At 43.3% G+C, this 23,965-nt stretch carries 15 protein-coding genes; 5 read left to right on the plus strand and 10 right to left on the minus strand.

Going from position 1 to position 23,965, the window contains the following annotated elements:
• The first annotated feature begins 11 nt into the window (after window positions 1-11).
• Window positions 12-2,783, plus strand: coding sequence for an excinuclease ABC subunit UvrA (gene uvrA / locus CGC64_RS16780; RefSeq protein ID WP_005678374.1), 2,772 nt, complete (start codon window positions 12-14; stop codon window positions 2,781-2,783).
• Window positions 2,784-2,866: 83 nt separating this feature from the next.
• On the opposite strand, the gene CGC64_RS16785 is transcribed toward uvrA, so the two are convergent.
• From CGC64_RS16785 to CGC64_RS16795, 3 genes are read right to left on the minus strand one after another with little or no spacing between them, the layout of a single operon-like run.
• Window positions 2,867-3,352 carry an outer membrane beta-barrel protein gene (locus tag CGC64_RS16785; protein WP_005678373.1) on the minus strand — a complete coding sequence of 162 codons (486 nt, stop codon included), beginning with the start codon at window positions 3,350-3,352 and terminating at the stop codon, window positions 2,867-2,869.
• Between the two features lie 4 nt (window positions 3,353-3,356).
• Window positions 3,357-3,587, minus strand: coding sequence for a hypothetical protein (locus CGC64_RS16790; protein ID WP_005678372.1), 231 nt, complete (start codon window positions 3,585-3,587; stop codon window positions 3,357-3,359).
• A complete protein-coding gene (locus CGC64_RS16795) occupies window positions 3,584-5,014 on the minus strand; it encodes a carbon starvation CstA family protein (protein ID WP_005681626.1) in 1,431 nt (476 codons plus the stop codon). The genes CGC64_RS16790 and CGC64_RS16795 overlap by 4 nt, the downstream gene beginning before the upstream one ends.
• A 109-nt stretch (window positions 5,015-5,123) precedes the next feature.
• On the opposite strand from CGC64_RS16795, the gene CGC64_RS16800 reads away from it, so the two are divergent.
• Window positions 5,124-6,575, plus strand: coding sequence for a glycoside hydrolase family 10 protein (locus tag CGC64_RS16800; RefSeq protein ID WP_005678370.1), 1,452 nt, complete (start codon window positions 5,124-5,126; stop codon window positions 6,573-6,575).
• A gap of 487 nt (window positions 6,576-7,062) precedes the next feature.
• On the opposite strand, the gene CGC64_RS16805 is transcribed toward CGC64_RS16800, so the two are convergent.
• A complete protein-coding gene (locus tag CGC64_RS16805) occupies window positions 7,063-9,426 on the minus strand; it encodes a PDZ domain-containing protein (RefSeq protein WP_005678369.1) in 2,364 nt (787 codons plus the stop codon).
• Between the two features lie 145 nt (window positions 9,427-9,571).
• Window positions 9,572-10,771: a hypothetical protein gene (locus CGC64_RS16810; protein WP_005678368.1), complete on the minus strand. Its 1,200-nt coding sequence runs from the start codon at window positions 10,769-10,771 to the stop codon at window positions 9,572-9,574.
• 162 nt (window positions 10,772-10,933) lie between these two features.
• Here CGC64_RS16810 and CGC64_RS16815 point away from each other — a divergent pair, with 162 nt between their 5' ends.
• Together CGC64_RS16815 and nifJ are read left to right on the plus strand one after the other, a co-directional pair.
• Window positions 10,934-12,112, plus strand: coding sequence for an ATP-binding protein (locus CGC64_RS16815; RefSeq protein WP_005678366.1), 1,179 nt, complete (start codon window positions 10,934-10,936; stop codon window positions 12,110-12,112).
• Window positions 12,113-12,146: 34 nt separating this feature from the next.
• A complete protein-coding gene (gene nifJ, locus CGC64_RS16820; RefSeq protein ID WP_005678365.1) occupies window positions 12,147-15,695 on the plus strand; it encodes a pyruvate:ferredoxin (flavodoxin) oxidoreductase in 3,549 nt (1,182 codons plus the stop codon).
• Between the two features lie 119 nt (window positions 15,696-15,814).
• Here nifJ and CGC64_RS16825 read toward each other — a convergent pair whose 3' ends face one another.
• The 4 genes from CGC64_RS16825 to CGC64_RS16840 form a co-directional block, all read right to left on the minus strand.
• Window positions 15,815-16,681 carry a glycine betaine ABC transporter substrate-binding protein gene (locus tag CGC64_RS16825; protein ID WP_005678364.1) on the minus strand — a complete coding sequence of 289 codons (867 nt, stop codon included), beginning with the start codon at window positions 16,679-16,681 and terminating at the stop codon, window positions 15,815-15,817.
• A gap of 18 nt (window positions 16,682-16,699) precedes the next feature.
• Window positions 16,700-17,527 (minus strand): ABC transporter permease, encoded by an 828-nt coding sequence (locus CGC64_RS16830; RefSeq protein ID WP_005678363.1) that lies wholly within the window; start codon window positions 17,525-17,527, stop codon window positions 16,700-16,702.
• Window positions 17,524-18,750 carry a quaternary amine ABC transporter ATP-binding protein gene (locus tag CGC64_RS16835; RefSeq protein ID WP_005678362.1) on the minus strand — a complete coding sequence of 409 codons (1,227 nt, stop codon included), beginning with the start codon at window positions 18,748-18,750 and terminating at the stop codon, window positions 17,524-17,526. The genes CGC64_RS16830 and CGC64_RS16835 overlap by 4 nt, the downstream gene beginning before the upstream one ends.
• 298 nt (window positions 18,751-19,048) lie before the next feature.
• Window positions 19,049-19,387, minus strand: a complete 339-nt coding sequence (locus CGC64_RS16840; protein ID WP_005678361.1) for an MGMT family protein — start codon at window positions 19,385-19,387, stop codon at window positions 19,049-19,051.
• A 172-nt stretch (window positions 19,388-19,559) separates the two neighbouring features.
• Between CGC64_RS16840 and CGC64_RS16845 the strand changes: the two genes are divergently transcribed.
• Window positions 19,560-20,888 (plus strand): LruC domain-containing protein, encoded by a 1,329-nt coding sequence (locus CGC64_RS16845; protein WP_005678360.1) that lies wholly within the window; start codon window positions 19,560-19,562, stop codon window positions 20,886-20,888.
• 98 nt (window positions 20,889-20,986) lie between these two features.
• On the opposite strand, the gene CGC64_RS16850 is transcribed toward CGC64_RS16845, so the two are convergent.
• Entirely contained in the window at window positions 20,987-23,734 is a 2,748-nt protein-coding gene (locus CGC64_RS16850) for a substrate-binding domain-containing protein (protein ID WP_032855350.1), read from the minus strand.
• Between the last annotated feature and the right edge of the window lie 231 nt (window positions 23,735-23,965).

Below are 23,965 nucleotides of genomic sequence, written 5' to 3' on the forward strand. Positions count from 1 at the left end.
AGGAGCATTTTATGTCAGAAAATAACTATATTTCGATCAAAGGCGCACGAGTAAACAACCTAAAAAACATCGATGTAGATATTCCACGCAACAAACTTGTTGTCATCACCGGATTATCAGGTTCAGGAAAATCATCTCTCGCTTTTGACACCCTCTATGCAGAAGGACAACGCCGCTACGTAGAAAGCCTAAGTAGCTACGCACGCCAGTTTCTCGGACGAATGAGCAAACCGGAATGCGATTTTATCAAAGGCATCCCGCCTGCGATTGCCATAGAACAGAAAGTAAACAGCCGCAATCCCCGTTCCACCGTAGGAACTTCCACAGAAATTTATGAATATCTCCGTTTGCTGTATTCCCGTGTAGGGAGGACATACAGCCCTGTAAGCGGACAGGAAGTGAAGAAACATTCGACGGAAGACATCATCAACTGTATGCTATCACACCCGGAAGGGACAAGATACACCGTACTGACCCCTATCCACCTGCGTGAAGACCGCAGCCTGCAACAGCAACTGGAAATAGACCTCAAACAGGGATTCAACCGTATCGAAGTGAACGGTGAGATGAAACGTATTGATGAATACAAGCCCGTAGCAGGCGACGAAGTTTATCTGCTGATAGACCGTATGGCAGTAGCCGACACCAAAGATGCTATCAGCCGCCTCACCGACTCTGCCGAAACAGCCATGTACGAAGGCGACGGAACCTGTATGCTACGCTTTTACCTGCCGGACGGAACAACACAACTGTTCTCCTTCAGCACAAAGTTCGAAGCAGACGGTATCACTTTTGAAGAACCCAATGACCAGATGTTTTCATTCAACTCCCCGATCGGTGCCTGCCCCACCTGTGAGGGCTTCGGCAAAGTTATCGGTATAGATGAGCATTTGGTGGTTCCCGACCGTTCTTTATCTGTTTATGAAGGAGCGATCGTATGTTGGCGCGGTGAAAAAATGGGAGAATGGAAAGAAGAGCTGATCCACAATGCGGAGAAATTCGACTTCCCGATTTTCACTCCTTATTATGAACTGACGGACAAACAGCGCCGGTTGCTTTGGGAAGGAAACCAATATTTCCACGGTATTAATGACTTCTTCAAGATGCTTGAAGAAAATCAATATAAGATACAATATCGTGTGATGCTTGCCCGGTATCGCGGAAAAACACTTTGCCCGAAATGCCACGGTACCCGTCTGAAACCGGAAGCCGGCTATGTACGCGTAGGCGGAAAGAATATTTCCGAACTGGTAGACCTGCCTATTTCCGAATTAAAGCAGTTCTTCGATCACTTGGAACTGAACGAGCACGACAGTAATGTAGCCCGCCGGATTCTGATGGAAATAAACAGCCGTATCCGTTTCCTGATTGATGTAGGTCTGGGGTATCTGACACTGAACCGGCTCAGTAACTCCCTGTCGGGTGGAGAAAGCCAGCGTATCAATCTGGCAACATCACTGGGAAGCAGTCTTGTAGGTAGCCTCTATATCCTCGACGAACCCAGTATCGGTCTGCACAGCCGTGACACCGACCGCCTGATTAATGTGCTGCGCCAACTGCAACAACTCGGTAACACGGTAGTAGTTGTAGAACATGACGAGGAAATCATTCGTGCGGCAGATTATATTATTGACATCGGTCCCAACGCCGGACGTCTGGGAGGAGAAGTCGTCTATCAGGGTGACATGAAAGACCTCAAAAAAGGAAGTAACAGTTATACCGTCCGCTATCTTTTGGGAGAAGAAGAAATTCCCGTCCCCCAACATCGCCGTCCGTGGAATAATTATATTGAACTGAAAGGTGCACGCGAGAATAACCTGAAAGGAGTAGACGTCCGCTTCCCGCTGAATGTAATGACAGTGGTTACCGGCGTTTCCGGTTCCGGGAAAAGTACGCTGGTACGTGATATTTTCTTCCGGGCATTGAAGCGTGAGTTGGACGAATGCAGTGACCGTCCGGGAGAATTTTCATCTATCGGAGGCAGTCTGCGCGACTTACGGAATGTAGAATTTGTAGACCAGAATCCGATCGGCAAATCATCCCGTTCCAATCCCGTGACATATATCAAGGCTTATGACGAAATCCGCAAGCTATGGTCGGAGCAGCCACTCGCCAAACAAATGGGATATACCGCCGGTTTCTTCAGTTTCAACAGTGAAGGCGGACGTTGCGAAGAATGTAAGGGTGAAGGCACCATTACCGTAGAAATGCAGTTCATGGCAGACCTCGTTCTGGAATGTGAATCCTGCCACGGGAAACGTTTCAAATCCGACACACTGGAAGTGAAATTCCACGACAAGAACATCTTTGATGTACTGGAAATGACCGTGAACCAGGCGATTGAATTCTTCAATGAACACGGACAGAAGAAAATTGTAAAAAAGCTACTCCCGTTGCAGGATGTAGGACTCGGGTATATCAAACTAGGCCAATCTTCTTCCACTCTTTCCGGTGGTGAGAACCAGCGTGTGAAACTAGCATTCTATCTGAGTCAGGAGAAAGCCGATCCGACTCTGTTTATCTTTGACGAACCGACAACAGGTTTGCATTTCCACGACATCCGTAAACTTCTGGATGCTTTTGACGCCTTGATCCGCCGTGGACATAGCATCGTAATCATCGAGCATAATATGGATGTTATCAAATGTGCCGATTATGTGATTGACCTCGGCCCGGAAGGTGGAGATAAAGGTGGGAACATTGTAGCGGTAGGTACTCCGGAAGAAGTAGCCGCTTGCGGAGCAAGCTATACGGGTCAGTTCCTGAAAGAAAAGCTGAAATAAGTCAAGAGTCAGAAATGGAGAGTTGAGAGATGTTTTGCAGCAAATATAGCGCAATAACTCTCCACTCTCCATTCTCAAATTATTTAAAAGTAGAATCCGAATCCTACTTTAATGCCGAAACGTGAATTATCGGAGTCATCAAAACGCCATTTATAATAAACAGCCGGTTCGATAGTTACTGTCCGCGACAGGAAATAAGCATATCCGGCTTCGATACCCAATCCCCAATCGTTGTTATGACCGCCACCTTTATAACGTCTGCGTTCCCAATCGAGGCCACCACCGATATAAACACCTGTAGTATTAAAATAACAACGTGCTCCCGTACCTAATGTATATATATCTACCGGTTGTGACCAGTCAGCTCCTGCATTTACCATTAATGCAAAACCGTCTGCCAGAAATGTACCGGCTTGCGCGCCGATCCCAAATTTAGCATCATCATTTTTACTGTAAGAAAAGTCCAACCCTGTAACGGAAGGATTTAGAATCATAGTTCCTTTCTCAAATTGTGCCTGTGCAGCTATTGATGCCAACAGCAGACAAATAGCTAAAGCTAATTTCTTCATAAACTTACTTTTTTAAGTGAATAGATTGTTCGTCTTTTTTACGGCGTTCACGCATCTGTTCCTTTTTGCGGAGGACAAGCCAAAGAAGCAGGACAATGACATAAGAACCCGCCACCGTCAGATACTTTTCCGTCTGGCTCACTTCCGTATTGCGGGGTAACAGATAAGCCGCCGTCACGGATACATAAATAAGGAATGCAAGTGCAACTCCCGTTGATCTTTTTATTTTCTTCATTCTGATAATTTTCTTGTTTTCTGCTTGCTCAGCCAGACAAAGAACCACACAATAGCAACCACCACACATCCTACACCGATGTAATAAGAGATTGCGTGCGACAGTCCCAAACCTTCAGGAGCAATACATATATAAGTAGAACACACACTTGTCATAAACAAGGCAGGTATCAAAGTAATGACATACGGTTTCTTGGATACCGCCAGATAAACCGTTATTGCCCAGAGGGTAAACACAGCCAATGTCTGGTTGGCCCAGGCAAAATAACGCCAGATCATATTAAATCCGTTCGCATCACGCAGGCTATACAGAAGTAAACCGATAGCCGCCACGAACATCGGAATACAGATGTATAAACGACGACGCATACTCTTTTGTTCCAAGCCCAGGAAATCCGCCACAATCAGACGGGCAGAACGGAAAGCCGTATCGCCCGAAGTAATCGGAGCAGCAATCACTCCCAAGATAGCAAGCACACCCCCGATTGTTCCCAGCCACTCTTTTGTGATTGCATCAACTATGACAGAAGCATTACTTTCTTCCATCCCATTCTCATGGAAAAAGTAAGTAGCGGCGGCAGCCCAAATCAGTGCAACGATGCCTTCGGTTATCATTGCACCGTAGAACACCGGACGCCCATGACGCTCCGAAGTCATGCAACGAGCCATTAAAGGACTTTGTGTAGCATGGAAACCGGAAATTGCACCACAGGCAATACTCACAAACATTATCGGAAAGATAGGAAGTTCACTCGCCTCCGGGTTCGTATTTTGCAGTCCGTCCCACAGTTCCGGCAAAGCGGGATGATTCACATAAAGCATGACGAGAATCCCCACAGCCATAAACAACAAGGCAATTGCAAACAACGGATATATCTTACCTATAATCTTATCTACAGGCAACAATGTAGCCAAAATATAATACGCAAACACAACGATAATCCAGAACGTAGCATCCAGACTTTCCGGCGTCAGCTTCGCCAGCAATCCCGCAGGACCGGCCACAAAAACCGAACCGACCAAAATCATCAGGATAACGGTGAAACCTCTCATTATCTGTTTCGTCGTAAGTCCCAAATAGCGTCCGATAATTTCCGGCAAACTCTCGCCCTCATGACGCAAGGAAAGCATTCCGGCAAAATAATCGTGCACCGCCCCGGCAAAAATACTTCCCAACACAATCCATAAATAAGAAGAACTACCGAATTTCGCTCCCATTATTGCACCGAATATCGGACCTAGTCCGGCAATATTAAGGAACTGAATCATAAAAATCTTCCAGGTCGGCAATGGAATATAGTCTACTCCATCAGCCTTGGTCAGAGCCGGTGTTTTACGGTCGTCGGGACCAAAGACGCGTTCCATCAAACGTCCATACGTAAAATAGCCTACTATCAACGCCAGTAGGCATAGAGTAAATGTTATCATAGTGTGTCGTTTTTTTAGCTTGGCAAATGTAACATAATCTCACGAAACAGCCCAACATTACCGACACTTTTACTAACTTTGCAGGGATTTAAAACAAAAAATAAAGAATATGCGCCTATCTATTCTCATTCTTTCACTTTTGTTTCCTTTCCTCTCCGTGGCAGCGCAGCCCAAACATGAAGTCCGCGCCGCATGGCTCACAGCGTTGTATGGTCTCGACTGGCCCCGCACACGTGCTGTCAGTCCTCAAAGTATCCGCAAGCAAAAGGAAGAATTGGTGGATATCCTCGATAAACTGGAGGCTGCCAATTTCAATACTGTCCTGTTTCAGACACGCACACGCGGGGATGTGTTATATCCTTCGTCTATCGAACCTTTCAATTCTATCCTGACAGGGAAATCCGGCGGAAATCCCGGTTATGATCCGCTCGCTTTTGCCATTGAAGAATGCCACAAGCGGGGTATGGAATGCCACGCCTGGATGGTAACCATTCCGTTGGGAAACAGGAAACACGTTGCCTCGCTCGGCAACCGGTCCGTCACCAAGCGGATGAAAGATATTTGCGTACCTTACAAGAACGAATATTTCCTTAATCCTGGACATCCGGGAACTAAAGAATATTTGATGAAACTGGTACGGGAAGTCGTGAGCCGTTATGATATAGACGGGGTACATTTCGATTATCTGCGTTATCCGGAGAATGCCCCTCTCTTTCCCGACAAATATGATTTCCGCCGATACGGGAAAGGGCGTACACTGGACCAATGGCGGCGGGATAATATTTCTGAAATTGTACGTTATATATATAAAGGTGTAAAAGCAATGAAGCCTTGGGTGAAGCTCAGCGCCAGTCCGGTTGGGAAATACCGGGACACTTCGCGTTATCCTTCCCGTGGGTGGAACGCTTTCTTCACTGTTTATCAAGACCCGCAAGGCTGGCTTGGCGAAGGTATTATGGACCAGATATATCCAATGATGTATTTTCAGGGAAACAGTTTCTATCCTTTTGCCCTTGACTGGCAGGAGCAAAGCAACGGACGACAAGTTATTCCGGGGCTCGGCATCTATTTCCTTCATCCCGACGAAGGTAAATGGACACGGGACGAGATAGACCGTCAAATAAACTTCATCCGGAATCATAAAATGGCGGGTGAAGGCCACTACCGGGTAAAATATCTCATGGAGAACACTCAAGGCATCTATGATGAACTAATCGAGAACTTCTACGCATACCCGGCTTTACAGCCACCGATGCCCTGGTTGGACAATGTTCCGCCCACAGCTCCGTCCGAACTGAAAGTAAGGACTATCGACAGTGGATATACGGAATTGAAATGGCAGGCCGCTACCGACAATGATCCACGTAATAATCCGATGTACATTATTTATGCATCGAATGAATATCCGGTAGACACCAGTCGGCCGGAAAATATCGTTGCACAGAATATCAGAGAGACAAGTTATATCTACGCCCCTATCCTGCCTTGGAATGCCAAAAAACATTTTGCCGTTACAGCCGTAGACCGTTACGGGAATGAAAGTACAGCAGCACAAAAATAACTTCCCCCCCCTACCCAGGAGCAAAGAGCCGGATTAAATACTACATAAGGCATAAGAATGCACGTTTTACAGTAAGATAACCCGTATTTTGCAGCTTAATAATCCGGTTGGAGTATCAGTCTTTTTATAGCCCACATACGCAGGCTGTACAGCACACGTATGCAAACCGTACAGCACACGTATGGAGGCTGTACGTCACACAGCTGTGGGCTATAAATTTAACGCCTTTCAAAGCGGATTATTAAGCCATGATAATCGGATTTATGCGTGCCCATTACAATAAAAACAAGCCAGCTTACGCGACCTTTATCCGGTTGCCTTATCTATGACAGATACCCTGTTTTTTGCAGTAAAAGTATGATAGATACCCCCTAATAGAAGGCATCTATCATACTTATTTCTCTGATAATTAGAAGAATATTAAAATCAATGATAGATATGACAGACATTTATTTCATTATGTAATAAGTAAAAACATGGATAAAAATCAAAGAGGAATAACAACTTTATGTTCCTTCTGATTTCTGAAAATAACAAGCTCTGCCTTTTTACTTGTATCCACGTGCTTCAACGCCTCCTCCATATCATCTAAATTATTGACCGGCTTTCCATTTACACTAAGAATAACATCATTCGAAGCAATAAAATCTCGGACTTGATTACTACCTAAGACATCTACAGAAACGACATAAACTCCCCGTTCCGTATCCATACCCGTAGCAGAACGTTCCTCCAATGTATCCAGATTCTTAAACGTTACCCCTTTCCAAAACATCGTTTTAGTATCCGTTGCATGACCTGCCACAAGCGGAACGGGCATCACAGGACTTGCAGCCAACCGTTTCAAACGAGAAGACAGCACTCCGAAATTATTCATCGGAAAATTACGGAATCCTCCTTTGGTTACGACTTCAGAATCGTCAGCTACATTAAAATTACCTTTCGCAGCATCCATAAACTTGACTGTGGTTACTATAGAATGAGCATCCCCACCAAGTTGGCGAGCTGCAAGATACGCCAAACTGTCTGCAAATATGTTATAATCTACCTCTCTGCCCCAACCACGCACACTTATAGGTTTATATTTGGTCATTACAATGTTACGTGAAAAGACATCTCCGCTATTTTTAAACCACAAATGCGGGTGAAGCGTATTATTGACGATAATATTATTCTCAACAGTCCGATAAAACCCTTCACGCAATTTAATACCGCCATTCAAACAAAGATTATTGTAAATCTGGTAATTACTGGAACCATCGTCCAAGTCTATATCCCATCCTCTATCACAACGCAAACGATTATGGCGGATAATGATAGGTTCGACCACGTCTGCCAAAATCAACGCAGGCTTTTCATTCGTTATTTGCGTCATTACATTATAATTCGGATGCCAGAAACGGTCACGCCCCCAGGAGTTGATAGTTCCATGGTCACCTGTTTCCTTCACGGTATTAAAAATGTCATTGTATTCGATAATATGTCCTCCCCATGTGCCTTCGCTGATATTAATTCCGGCACGGGGAGTATTGTAAATACTGTTATGACTTACCGTTATGTTGCGACACATGGAAAGCTCCACTCCGGTAATCTGCTTTTCAAACAAACCGATTGTACATATCAAGTTATCAGAGACCTCGCAATAAGCAGGATGATTGTCATTCTGAGGCCCTTTCGTATAATCCATTTTATCCAAAGGAACAAATTTCCCATACCTAAAACTCGGCGAACGTACTCCCGCCACATCCCCGACGAAGCAAATGGCACTGGCTCCGATAGAAGTCAGATAAGAACCGGTCACTGCCGAATAGCGATTATATTTATCAAAAAAGACACCATTCCCTCCTACGTTATGGATATAACAATCACGCAGAGCACATTTTTCCGTTCCCCTGAAAACAACGGTTCCTCCCCGATATATTGTCCAGTCCGAGCGGAGCAGAGGCTCATACTGTTCCATAAAGGTCCGTATCGTTTGTGTCAGCTCAATTCCTTGAATCGTTATGTTCTTCACCGGCTCGGATGAAGTTCCCGCAAACTCAATCAAGTTTTTAAGTTGCGGGGTCTCAAACGTCAGTTCGTTTATTTTTTCATCAGGTAAAGGATAATAATACAACCAGCCTTCTTTTTTATCATAGTACCATTCTCCCGGAGCATCCAATTCTTCAAAGATATTCTCCACCATCCTGTTTTCATTATGGATTCCCATAGGACGGTTATTCTGCCAACCACCTTCCAGCTGTAACTCTCCCTTTTCATTTTTGCCTGTAATACGATAATGAAAATCACCCCAATCATGTTTATGCATGGCATGAAGGTATCCCCCTTCCGGGCATTTCCATTTTTTTACTCGTTCCGGGGCTGTTGCCAAAGCAGATGTGCCATTAAAACGAACAGCTTTTTCATCATAATTAGGGTAACGTGCCATAGATTTCAATTCTCCATTTACGAAAAGCATATCCATAACCGGACTTCCTTTCACTACAGCCCGCATGATACCGTTTTTATATTTCTCCCATTTCAAGTCCAGTACAATCCCACTCGACAGTACGGTTTTCTCTCCGGGATAATTCTTTATTATCAATTCTTTCGAATCATTTCCATCATCAGAAGTCAGCATCAAGGGCTTATCTAAAACATATTTCCCCTCCCGCAAGTAAATTGTAGTGCTATTTTGATCCTTTCGGGCTTTTTCGACAGCTTCGTGAATTGAATGAAAAGGAGCCGACTGACTACCATCTCCCCCCGATGATGCGTGAGGAGAAACGTAGTATATTGATTGAGCATAAATACCTATAAATGGTATCATTGACAGAAAAAGAAGAAGTGTTTTTATTCTTTGTGTTTTCATATAATATAATTATTTTGACTATAAATATGAACAAAGATAGCTTAAATAAAATACTCTACTAACGATAAATGAAAATTTAACAATCTCAGGTAACCAATGGGATGAATCCTATATCAAAAACAACCAAGCCCACAGCATTCCTTTTTCAATGAGTCGGAGCAACCAACATCCACGCCCGGTAACAGCTTCTCTTATGGACAGGCACCAAAGGTAAATAGCCGGAGCACACTTTCCCCTCCCTGATTTCCAACGGATAAGTGGCCGACATCCGTTCATGTTCCTTCAAAGCTTCCCCCTCCGAGGGATGATAATCAATTCCCGAACATCCTGCTGAATCCGGATGTACATAGCAGTCATACAGGAAACGCGTCATGACTCCCATATTCATGCGCAGATTTATTTCTACGCAAGGATGAATCCGAAAAGCTGTTTTTTCATTTTCCGGGAACCGGCAAATCATCATATCAACTCCCAGATAACCTTTATAAACAGAGCTTACCGACTTAGAAAGCTCACACTTCAAACGACTCTCCAAGTCCGTCAAAGCCCCTAAAGGTACGTATTGTGAAAGTTTCCCCCGGATTGCCTCATTAGAGAGCAGGTAGTTTCCTTCATACATTCCACTCTTTCCGGTACGGAAAAGAGAATATCCGACAAACGTCACTTCACCTGCCCCGTCAGAATAAAACTCCAAAGCAAAATCCTCTACCTTATTATATATGGGTTCCGCAATAACCCCTCCCTGTAAAGCAGCCACACGCGTGCACCAACCGGAGATAAAAGGAGTAAATGTACCTTTGCACCAGTTTAACCCTTTCCCACTTCCCGAAAGCGGAGCTTTCAACAAACACCCTTCCCGTTCTTCCACGAAAGATTTCCATTCTTCCGGCGTTTTCAGATAATAAGATTCTCCACAGAAATGTTCATTCAACTGTAGTTCAGGAAGTAACGATACGGACTTAGAACGGTGAGAGTACTCCCGCCATACACTTATTTGTTGCATGGAAGGAAGTAGGGATTCATCCACTCCCAGTCCTGAAAGTCGTTTCCGTAAAGCCGCATCCCACCCCCAAGGACGGATATCCAATGCCGGTTCGGCAGCCAATTCCGGTTCCGTCATTAAATAGACCGGAATATCCAACAACTCCTGCATCCGCTTCAAATAATCGAGATTATAAGAAGAAGAAGCCAGCACCGCACTTCCCCGTTCCGCATACCACACAGGAAGCAAAGCCAGTTCGGAAGCCATACGCCTGGCAGAAGCCGGCGGCATATAATTCGTTTCACCACTTGCCAACGCCAAATCATGCTCCGGATTGAATATATAAAGAGTCTTTTTAGCCATACCAAATGCAATCAATGCTTTATTCTGCAAATATATACAGGAAATAAACAGGAATCTTCACAATAAAGAGAAAGTTGTATTTAAAAGCACATTTTTGCTATCTCTACTTTGCAAATCCTAAAAAAAGCACTATATTTGCCACCCGAAAAACAAAGAACTGAAATGGAATCATTCTATCGCACACACGCTTACCTTGTTGAGCACACCAATGCCCCCGTTCGCCGCGATCTTATGGACGAGATTGACTGGAGTGACCGCCTGATTGGTATCAAAGGGACACGTGGCGTAGGAAAAACCACTTTCCTTCTCCAATACGCCAAAGAGAAATTCGGAACCGACCGTTCCTGTCTGTTCATCAACATGAACAATTTCTATTTCTCGGGGCATAGCATCGTAGACTTTGCCAACGAGTTTCAGAAACGTGGTGGAAAAGTTCTGCTGATCGACCAAGTGTTTAAGCATCCCGAATGGAGCAAAGAACTCCGTATGTGCTACGACCGTTATCCGAACCTGAAAATCGTATTCACCGGTTCGTCCGTGATGCGGCTGAAAGAAGAAAACCTCGAATTGCGTGATATTGCGAAAAGCTATAATCTTCGCGGATTCTCTTTCCGCGAATTTCTGAACCTGCAAACAGGTATGAAATTCCGGGCGTACAGTCTCGAAGAGATTCTCAGTACACACGAACAGATTGCCAAAGGAGTGCTTTCCAAAGTACGTCCGCTGGATTACTTTCAGGATTACCTGCATCATGGATTCTACCCCTTCTTCCTCGAAAAGCGTAACTTTTCGGAGAATCTGCTGAAGACAATGAACATGATGGTGGAAGTAGATATCCTGCTTATCAAACAAATTGAGCTGAAATATCTTTCAAAGATAAAAAAATTACTATATTTGTTGGCTGTCGACGGTCCGAAAGCTCCAAACGTCAGCCAACTGGCAAGCGACATACAGACATCCCGCGCAACGGTGATGAATTACATCAAGTATCTGGCAGATGCACGTCTCATTAATCTGGTTTATCCGAAAGGAGAAGAATTTCCCAAAAAACCGTCAAAGATTATGATGCACAACTCAAACTTGATGTATTCGATTTATCCGGTAAAGGTGGAGGAACAGGATGTACTTGAGACTTTCTTTGCCAACTCCTTATGGAAAGACCATAAAATACATAAAGGAGACAAAAATGCCTCTTTTATGGTGGATGAAGTAATGCCGTTCAAAATTTGCCCGGAAGGTACAAAAATAAAAAATAACCCGGATGTGACGTACGCGTTGCAAAAGGCGGAAATAGGTCGGGGCAACCAGATACCTCTCTGGATGTTCGGCTTTTTATACTAACAAAGATTTATTTACTTAAATATTTAATTTAGTTATGACTAAACAGAAGAAATTCATCACTTGTGACGGTAACCAAGCTGCAGCACATATCTCGTATATGTTCTCTGAAGTAGCAGCTATCTATCCGATCACTCCTTCTTCGACTATGGCTGAGTACGTAGACGAATGGGCTGCCGCAGGACGTAAGAACATCTTCGGCGAAACAGTATTGGTGCAGGAAATGCAATCTGAAGGCGGTGCTGCCGGTGCAGTTCACGGTTCTCTCCAGGCTGGTGCGTTGACTACTACTTACACTGCTTCTCAGGGTCTTCTCCTGATGATCCCTAACATGTACAAAATTGCCGGTGAATTCTTGCCATGCGTATTCCATGTATCAGCGCGTACATTGGCTTCTCACGCATTGTGTATCTTCGGTGACCATCAGGATGTAATGTCAGCTCGTCAGACTGGCTTTGCTATGTTGGCTGAAGGTTCTGTACAGGAAGTTATGGATTTGGCCGGTGTTGCTCACCTGTCTACTATCAAGTCACGCGTTCCTTTCATGAACTTCTTCGATGGTTTCCGTACTTCTCACGAAATCCAGAAGATCGAAATGTTGGAAAACGAAGATCTTGCTCCGCTGATTGATCAGGAAGCTTTGGCTGAATTCCGTGCCCGCGCACTGAATCCGATGAATCCGGTAGCCCGTGGTATGGCTGAAAACCCCGACCACTTCTTCCAACATCGTGAATCATGCAACAACTACTATGAAGCAGTTCCCGCTATCGTAGAAGAATACATGAATGAAATTTCTAAGATTACAGGTCGCAAATACGGTTTGTTTGATTACTACGGAGCAGAAGATGCAGAACGCGTAATTATCGCTATGGGTTCTGTAACGGAAGCTGCACGCGAAGCTATCGACTACTTGGTAGCAAACGGCGAAAAAGTGGGTATGGTTGCCGTACACTTGTATCGTCCGTTCTCTGCTAAACACTTCCTGGCTGCTGTACCTAAGACTGCTAAGACTATTGCAGTTCTTGACCGTACTAAAGAACCGGGTGCTAACGGCGAGCCTTTGTATCTTGACGTTAAAGACTGCTTCTACGGTGCAGAAAACGCTCCGGTTATCGTTGGCGGTCGCTACGGTCTGGGTTCTAAGGACACTACTCCTGCACAGATCCTTTCAGTATTCGAAAACCTGGCTATGCCGATGCCGAAGAACCACTTCACTATCGGTATCGTAGACGACGTTACTTTCACTTCTCTCCCTCAGAAAGAAGAAATCGCTTTGGGCGGCGAAGGTATGTTCGAAGCTAAATTCTACGGTTTGGGTGCTGACGGTACGGTAGGTGCCAACAAGAACTCTGTTAAGATTATCGGTGACAACACCGACAAACACTGTCAAGCTTACTTCTCTTATGACTCCAAGAAGTCAGGTGGGTTCACTTGTTCTCACTTGCGTTTCGGTGATACTCCTATCCGTTCTACTTACTTGGTAAACACTCCGAACTTCGTTGCTTGTCACGTTCAGGCTTACCTGCACATGTACGACGTAACACGTGGTTTGCGTAAGAACGGTTCTTTCTTGCTGAACACTATTTGGGAAGGTGATGAACTGGCTAAGAACTTGCCGAACAAGGTTAAGAAGTATTTCGCACAGAACAACATTTCTGTATATTATATCAACGCAACTCAGATTGCACTGGAAATTGGTTTGGGCAACCGTACCAACACTATCCTCCAATCCGCATTCTTCCGTATCACAGGTGTAATCCCTGTAGAACAAGCTGTTGAGCAGATGAAAAAATTCATCGTTAAGTCTTACGGCAAGAAGGGTGAAGACGTTGTCAACAAGAACTATGCTGCCGTTGACCGTGGTGGTGAATACAAACAGCTGACTGTTGACCCTGCATGGGCTAACTTGCCGGATGATGCAAAAGTTGAAAACAACGACCCTGCATTCATCAATGAAGTAGTTCGTCCGATCAATGCACAAGACGGTGATTTGCTGCCGGTATCTGCATTCAAGGGTATCGAAGACGGTACTTGGTATCAAGGTACTGCTAAATACGAAAAACGTGGTGTTGCTGCATTTGTTCCCGAATGGAATCCTGAAAACTGTATCCAATGTAACAAGTGTGCATACGTTTGTCCTCACGCTTCTATCCGTCCGTTCGTTCTCGATGCAGAAGAACAGAAGGGTGCTCAGTTCGAACAACTGAAAGCAGTAGGTAAAGTATTCGACGGTATGACATTCCGTATCCAAGTTGATGTTCTCGACTGTCTGGGTTGCGGAAACTGTGCTGACATCTGTCCGGGTAATCCGAAGAAGGGTGGCAAAGCATTGACCATGAAACATCTTGAAAGCCAATTGGCTGAAGCTGCTAATTGGGAATACTGCGCTAATAACGTGAAGACTAAACAACACTTGGTTGACATCAAGTCTAACGTGAAGAACTCTCAGTTCGCTACTCCGTTGTTCGAGTTCTCAGGTGCTTGCTCCGGTTGTGGTGAAACTCCGTACGTGAAGCTGATTTCTCAGTTGTTCGGTGACCGCGAAATGGTTGCTAACGCTACCGGATGTTCTTCTATCTACTCCGGTTCTGTTCCTTCTACTCCTTATACTAAGAACGAAAACGGTCACGGTCCTGCTTGGGCTAACTCACTGTTCGAAGACTTCTGCGAATTCGGTCTGGGTATGGAACTGGCTAACGAAAAGATGCGTGCACGTATCGTGAAGGTTATGAACGAAGCAATTGCTGCCGACTGCACTCCTGCTGACGTGAAAGAACTGTTCGCTGAATGGATCAACAATATGCTGGATGCTGACAAGACGAAAGAATTGGCAGCTAAGATTATCCCGGTTGTCGAAGCTAACAAAGATAAATGTAATCACTGCAAACAAATCGCTGAACTGCAACAATATCTTGTTAAACGCAGCCAGTGGATTATCGGTGGTGACGGTGCTTCTTACGATATCGGTTACGGTGGTCTTGACCATGTAATCGCATCAGGTAAGGATGTTAACATCCTCGTTCTGGATACTGAGGTTTACTCTAACACAGGTGGTCAGTCTTCTAAGGCTACTCCGGTGGGTGCTATCGCTAAGTTTGCTGCTGCTGGTAAGCGCGTTCGTAAGAAAGACCTTGGTCTGATGGCTACTACTTACGGTTACGTATATGTTGCTCAGATTGCTATGGGTGCTGACCAGGCTCAAACTCTGAAAGCTATCCGCGAAGCAGAAGCATATCCCGGACCATCTTTGATTATCGCTTACGCTCCGTGTATCAACCACGGTCTGAAAGCCGGTATGGGTAAGAGCCAGGAAGAAGAAGAAAAGGCTGTTAAGTGCGGTTACTGGCACTTGTGGCGTTACAACCCGGCTTTGGAAGCAGAAGGTAAGAATCCGTTCCAGTTGGATAGCAAAGAACCGAACTGGGAAGATTTCCAAGGTTTCTTGAAGGGTGAAGTTCGTTACGCTTCTGTAATGAAACAATATCCTACTGAAGCTGAAGAACTGTTCAAAGCTGCTGAAGAAAACGCTAAATGGCGTTACAACAGCTACAAACGTCTGGCTAGAGAAAACTGGGGTGCTGAATAATTAATCACACTCTGATACATATAAAAATGGGAGCCTGCTCAATGCACGGCTCCCATTTTTATTTAAACCGGCTCTGAATAGAAATCAGTACCGACCTTATTTGGTTTATTGAATTCTTCTTATTTATTCTTTGATTTCGGAATCCAACTGTCGACCAATTCACGATGTTCTTTTCTCCACTTACGCGCTATTTCTTCTTCGTTCATGCGGGCGTCTTTCATAGCTGTCATAAAAGAACTAAGTTCTTCCGTCGTCAATTTGATATTTGCAAAGAATTCAGCAGCAAACGGGTCTTTCTCACTGAATCCTTTCCAAGCAACAGCATGTATCTCTTCAAGGTCACCATATACTTTCTTCGGATCATTCAGAAATTTCAAATCAAACTGGTCAAACATCCAATGTGGTGTCCAGCCTGTAATAACAATCCATTCTCCTTTATCCATTGCTTTCTTCAGAGACGCCAGCATAGTTGAGCTACTTGAAGTCATAAGAGTGTATCCGTCAAGTCCGTAAGCAGAGATCGCCTTATCTGTGGTTTTCATAATTCCTGCACCGGCATCGATTCCTACTATTTCAGAAGAAAAACGGTCTTTATTGGCTGCCAGTTCGTCTATGGAATTAATGGTAACATATTGTGGTACGACCAGTCCGACACGTGCTTCTCCATAAACCTCACCCAAGAATTCAAGGCTATCTCCGTATTGGTTCAAGTAATCTTTCATCGTTATCGGCAACCAAGCATCCAAAAAGACATCTGATTTCTTTCCTGACATAGATACGAAAATCGGAGCAAGGTCTGCGTTTTGCAATTCGACTTCGTAACCTTGTTCTTCCAGTACCACCTTAGCCAAGTGACTCATGGCAATACCTTCCAACCAATTGGCATAAGCTATTTTCACTTTCTTTTTATCTACGTCCGAATTCGTACAGGAAACCAGTAAAAGCAGGGCGGACAATACTATTCCTACTAATTTATATATTCTCATTTTCGTTCCTTTCTGTTTTTAGTCTTTCTTGTTTTTTCGTCCTGCCATACCTTGGGTAATACGGTCTAAGATGATAGCTAAGATAACCACCGCTATACCACCTTCAAATCCCAAACCGATTTTCATTTGGGTAATACCTTTCAAGACGATTTCCCCTAAACCACCGGCAGCAATCATGGCAGCGATTACGACCATGGAAAGTGACATCATTATCGTTTGATTTACTCCGGTCAAAATAGTAGGTAATGCCAGAGGAAGCTGTACTTTATAAAGTAGCTGCCAGCGGGTAGCCCCGAATGACCGGGAAGCTTCCACTACATTTTTAGGGACTTGCCGGATTCCCAGTCCGGTAAGACGAACTACGGGCGGCATGGCGAAAATGATAGTCGCAAACACTCCCGGAACTGCTCCCAAGCCGAAGAAAAGGACAGCGGGAATCAGGTAGACAAAAGCAGGCATAGTCTGCATCAGATCGAGAACGGGACGAAGTATTTTATCTGCACGCGGACTGTTCGCCGTCCATATCCCTAAAGGCACGCCGACAACCAGAGCCAAGCAAGTAGACGACAAAACGAGAGCAAGCGTTTGCATAGTTGCTTCCCAAAATCCCATTCCATAGATAAGCAACAAGCCTAATACGGTAAAGATAGCCGTTCCACGCCCGGCCTTCATCCATGCTGCGACAGCAAGCGCCAGGATAGTTATATAAAAAGGTATTCCGAAAAGTACATGTTGAAATCCTATAATGAAACTACCGATGCCTGAATTCACGGCATCAAAAAAAGTAGAAAAATGCACCATCATCCAATTAATGGCACTCTCTATATATTGTCCTATATTGATCATAAGTCTATTGCGTTTTGAATTATTTCGTTTATTTCTTCTTTATCTTTCCCCGTTACTTCGATGATTAAGGATGATAACGGAATAGTGCCCAGGAACTCACGGGTTTCGTCAATTACCCAAACGGGTGAATTGCTCTTTGTCATCAGGGGGAGAATATCTTCCAGTACCGTATCACACAATACGGAATGGACTTCCGTACGCACAACCGTTTCGATAGATTTTTCCTGTTTGTTACGCAGTTTCAACAGGTCGTTCAAGCGTACTTCACCTACCAGTTTATCGTCGGCATCTATGACGGGAAGTACTGTTATATTCTTCGCACGCATTTTACGAATCAAGACTTCGGGACCTTCTTTTTTCAGACGGGCTACCAATGGTTTGTCAATCATCAAAGATGAAGCGGTGATAATTTTACTCCTGTCAACGTTTTCTACAAAGCGGGCTACATAATCGTTGGCCGGTTCGGTCAGAATCTCTTCCGAAGTTCCTATTTGTACTACTTCTCCATCTTTCATGATAGCAATACGGTCGCCCAGTTTAATCGCTTCACTCAGGTCGTGGGTGATAAAGACAATAGTCTTTTTCATCTTTGATTGCAAGGCGAGAAGTTCATCCTGCATCTGTACACGAATCAAGGGGTCGAGAGCAGAGAAAGCCTCATCCATTAAAAGAACTTCGGGATTATTGGCTAAGGCACGAGCCAGTCCGACACGTTGCTGCATCCCGCCGGAAAGTTCGCCTACCATTTGGTTCTCGTAGCCTTTCAATCCAACGAGTTTCATACTTTCCATGGCTTTCTTTTCTCGCTCCTCTTTCTTCACTCCTTGAAGTTCGAGACCGAACGCTATATTATGTAATACAGAACGGTGGGGTAACAGACCAAAGTTTTGAAATACCATTGCCAGTTCTTTACGCCGGACTTGCAACAATTCTTTTTCAGACACCTTGGATATATCTATTCCATTCACAAGTACTTGTCCCGAAATGGGACGTATCAGACGATTAATACAACGCAGTAATGTCGATTTCCCACTGCCGGAGAGCCCCATTATCACAAAAAATTCTCCTTCGTTAATTGAAATATTAGCATTTTTCACTCCTACTGTACACCCGGTATCTTTTAGGATCTCCGATTTACTTTTATCTTCTTTCAGCATCTTGAGAGCTTTCTGTTTCTCATTACCGAAAATGAGATATAAATCCTTTATTTCTATTTTGCTCATATAATAATATATTGGTTTAGATTATAATATTTGTTTTGTTTTCAACTGTCGCGCCTACCATTCTCACCAATGATAAACAAGTTGAAAGTTCGCTTGGTTCGGCCACATTACATGATAACATGGCAACCTTATGAGTTTTAAATGATTAAAAAACAGACTGAGTAGTTTAAAAGGAATAGAATTTGGTAAGATTATCCTCTCAATGAACAGTAAAAACAGTATTTTTATATATGAATGACAGCCTGTTTTTGCATATTATTTCGACAAAGATAGGCAAAATAGATTAAAGATACAAATTTTATTCAGAAACGGAGTAATTCCAAAGGTGCTTTTTCAGGTCTACACACCCATTTTGTTTGAAAGAAACTCCCTCTTCCAATAGGATTTGTTTTTGTTCTTCCCAACCGGGAACAAGACGTCCTGATGCATTGACTACTCTATGGCAAGGAGTGGAAACATTATCCGGCACTTGCTTCAAAGCACGTCCTACCATACGGGAACATTGAGGCATCCCCAGTAACGCAGCAATACTTCCATAGGTGGAAACTTTACCCAACGGAATCTCACACACCACCTGATACACTTCCCGGCAGAAGGTTTCAGACAGACTCGCTTTATCTACTTTATAATCTTTCATTGCCCAGGTTTCTACTGATTTCGTTCCCCAAAGCTAGATAAAAAGAAAAGAATTTGCAAATAATTAGTTTGCATCATACAATATTTGCAACTTTTCTTGCTTTATCTACAAATTATTACGAAATTTGCCACGGTAAAACAATAAAGTTACTAACAAAGCAAACTACTCTGTTATGAAAAAGAAAAATATCCTATTTGCAACCTGTTTATTGGGAGCATTCGCTTTCAGTTCCTGCGAGAAGAATCTCTATGATGAAAGTAAGCAATCTGAGAAAGAAATCAAAATGACCGATCTCAACATTCCGGAAGACTTTCAGTGGAATTTAACTCAAGTCACTAAAGGAACGACTATTGCCAACACACAGACTAAAGTTTCATTATTTCTAGATGAAAAATGTAGTAAAGATGAAAAAGTAGCAACTATCCCGGTATATAATAAGGCTATTAATTTACCTTTAAGTCTTCCGACTTACGTAAAAACTATATATGCCCAATACCAAAGTAAAAGCGGTAAAATGATTACTAAATCTGTAGCCGTAAATGCTAATGGTAGCTACACACTTAATATCCCTGATGCCATTGAAGCTATTCCGACTCGTGCTATCACACGCGATAACAATAAAAAAGATGATGATTATAATATAGAAGATGATATAAAATATGATAAAGAGCGAGGAGTCGTTTATCATCCTAAAAAAGGTTGGGGAACAATTATGTTTGAAGACCAATTTCCTTCACTCGGTGATTATGATTTCAATGATTTTGTAGCAAATTATCAAGTACTATTTGAAGTAAGCAAAGCAAAAGAAAAAGATGAATACGAAAGTAAGTACATAGTGATAGGTCTATGTTTAAAAGCCGTCGGAGGCGTATTCCCCTATAATCCTTATTTGAGGCTCAAAAAAATAAAAAACAAAAACATCGAAAGCGTTATGATGAGTCATTATAAAACAGGAGAAGAAATTGAAGTTAACCTAATTGACAATAAGAATCCAAAAGGTAATCTCATCATTGATTGCACTCCTTTAGTTCAAAACTTAGATAGACGTGGAAGTAAATACTTCAATACAGAGAGGAATGCTTTAGTAACCAAGGAGGAAGATCTGCCTGAAATTATTATTGAAATTAAACTCAAAGAACCAAAAGAAATAGATGATATATTAGAAGACGACGAGTTTGATTTATATCTAAAACGTAATGATAACGGAACGGAAATACACATGAACGGTATTGAACCAATAGCTTACCAATACCCATTCAATGACAAAAATTTATATCCGATATATGAAGAAGGAGAGGAAGAAGACGATAACTACTATTATAGTAACGAACGTCTGATCTGGGGATTAAGAGTACCGGGAAATGTAGCACACACCATTGAAAAAGGTGATTTCCTGAAAGCCTATAAAGGTTTTGCCAAATGGGCACAAAGTGGTGGCAAGAATGAACAGAACTGGTATAACCAAGGAAATGCTGACGACAATCTATTGATTCATTACTAACTCATACAAATAAGAAAGTCCGCCTCCCAATAATGGGTAAGTTTACCATTATTGGGAGGCGGACTTTCTTATTATATTTCGACGTAAACTATCTTGTTTTATCCTTTTCTCTTTAATAAATCTGTCGGGCTCTCCCCAAACAGTTCTTTATAACATTTGGCAAAATAAGAAGGGGAACTGAAACCGACTTCATAACCAATCTCCGACACTGTCATATCCGATGAAGCAAGCAGAGACGCGGCTTTCTTTAGACGGGCAATACGGAGTAATTCATTAGGAGAATAATTAGTCAAGGATTTTATCTTACGATAAAGCTGTACGCGGCTCAACCCCATATCTTTGCCCAAATCTTCTACGTTCAAACCGGAATCTCCCATCTTCTCATCAATCAAAGCTTTGAATTTCTCTACAAATTCCTTGTCCATATCACAAACATCTTCTTTCGCCAATGCCTGTCCGTCACCAAAGAACTGTTTCAGACGGCGATGCGAATCTATCAGATTACGAACACGTGCCAACAGTAATTGAGAACTGAAAGGTTTGGAGATATAAGAATCCGCACCACCGTCGTACCCTTGAATCCTCTGTTCATCTAAAGAACAGGCTGTTAATAAGATAACAGGAATATGGCATGTTTGCAGTTCGCTTTTCAGACGGCGGCAACATTCAACACCGTCAATACCGGGCATCATTACATCGGAGATAATCAAATCCGGGACATATTTCATAGCTTTGCGGATACCTTCCGAACCATCTGCCGCTTCAATGACAGCATAGTCTGCATGAAGTAATCCATGAACATACAGACGAATATCCGCATTATCATCAATGATAAGTACAGAAGGTTTGGAAGAATCATAGTTCTTCTCCAGTTCCTCTTCTTCAACGGGCACAGCGTTATTCAAGGGAGATACTTCGGAAGCAGAGGTTGCGGAAGAATCTTCCAAAGAAGACACTTCGCAGGTCCGTACCGGTAAATCGACAGTAAAAACAGTTCCTTGCTTTTCATCACTTTCCACTGATATAGTTCCACCGTGCAGTTCGACGAAAGCCTTTACTAAAGCCAATCCTATTCCCGAACCGGCATGATGCATATCTATTTTATAAAAACGATCAAAAATATTACGAATATGTTCGGCAGAAATCATCGAACCAGTATTAGATACAGTAAAACGAATCCAACGGCTATCATCTTTTGTCAAGGTGGACAAACGGACGGCAACTTTTCCATTTTCCGGCGTAAACTTAAAAGCGTTCGACAGAAGATTAAAATAAATCCGTTCCAACTTCTCCACATCGGCTTGTGTATGATAATTCGAATCCGGCATATTATCGAAAGAGAAATGGATATGCTTCTTACGGGCTGCCGCCTGGAAAGATTCATTCCACCCTTCAAAAGAAGAAAGGATATCTACCGAAACAGGAGTATATTCCATTTTTCCGTTCTCATATTTACGGAAGTCCAGAATCTGATTGACCAAGCGCAAGAGAATATTTACGTTACGCTGAATGAGCAACAACATCCGGTGCTGGTCTCCGGTCAGCGTTCTGTCTGCCAATAATTGTTCCACAGGATCAGCAACCAAAGTCAGAGGGGTACGGAAATCATGAGAGATATTCGTAAAGAAAACCAGTTTGGCATGAGTCGCTTCTTCCAGTTGATGCGACAGTTGAATCAGTTGGTCACGCTGTTCCTCCAATTTATCCCGCTGTTCTTCGAGTTGCTTCTTCTGTTCTGATAATTCCCTATTCAACCGGTTCTTGGAACGGAGAGATTTATAAACGACAAGTAGCAATCCGGCCACCAATAACAGAATCAACAAACTTCCATACATGATAACCTGCTGGGTAGCTACCCTTGAAAGATAACCACTGATACGTCCGTTCAGTGTTTCGATTTTTTGGTCGAGTTCTGAAATATGAGTAGTCTGAAGTTGCATGATATGCGCATTGGTACGGTCGACAACAGCCGTATTCATCACCGTTTCGCGAGGATAAGATTTCTTTTCGAGAATGTTCATTGCCAGTTGCAGTACTTTATCTCCATTGGTAGGATAAATGAAAGTCGCGTCCAATACACTATCGAGCACGAGTTCCAGACCATTTCCCTTACCAGGCAGGGCGTCAATGCCTACAAAAATCATTTCTTTTTCCCGTCCGGCTTTTTTGGCGGCCTGATAAGCTCCCGGAGCTATTCGGTCATTATGCGCATACACAGCATCAATCTTCGAGTGACGTCGAAGCATACTGTCCATTTCTACTTCTGCCGGCCCACGCTCCCAAGCCGCATCTGCTTTATCAATCAGCTTTATCTCGGGAAAATGACTGATAGCAGCCATAAATCCCTGATGACGTTCCATGGCGGGAGTCGAGCCACTTAACCCAGTCAGTTCAACGATATTACCTTTCCCTTTCAGGCGGGAAGCGATATAATTGCCTACCGCACGACCGATTTCATAATTATCCGCACCAATATAAGCAGTATATTTATCCGAAAGAATTTTCCGGTCGACCGTGATGACCGGAATTCCTTTCCGGTAAGCCTCCTCAACAATTGGAGTCATGGGGGCAGCCTCATTAGCTGAGATGATCAGCAAATCCACTCCCTTATCCATAAAGTAATGAATATCTTCCGCCTGTCTGCGGTTATCATCACCGGCAGAACGTATCTCGACAGATACACCATCATAGAACATCGCTTCACGAAGTATCTCATCATTCATCTTATGTCGCCACGAATCATCACTACATTGCGCCACACCGATACGAAAACGGGGAGTATCCTGCCGACACGCCGTTATCCCAATAAGGCAAAGCAGTATTGCCGTCCAACGAAAATATCTCATAGCACTGTGCTTTTCTTTCTTCATCGTACCTCTTACCATACAAAATCCTATTCTATATCGGGATAAAGATAATGGTTTTCTTTCAAAAGAACACAAAGAACAGATTGAATAAGACGGAAAAAGTTCTCCATATCTGTTATATCCGTTAATCTCATTTTACCGTCAGTAGCCTGCTTTTTCAAAGCATACGTTATCAAAACAGAACCTCTCAAAGCATAACATTTAACTTTG

Origin of the sequence: Bacteroides caccae (assembly GCF_002222615.2) — a bacterium.
In the GTDB taxonomy this organism is placed as follows: Bacteria; Bacteroidota; Bacteroidia; order Bacteroidales; family Bacteroidaceae; genus Bacteroides; species Bacteroides caccae.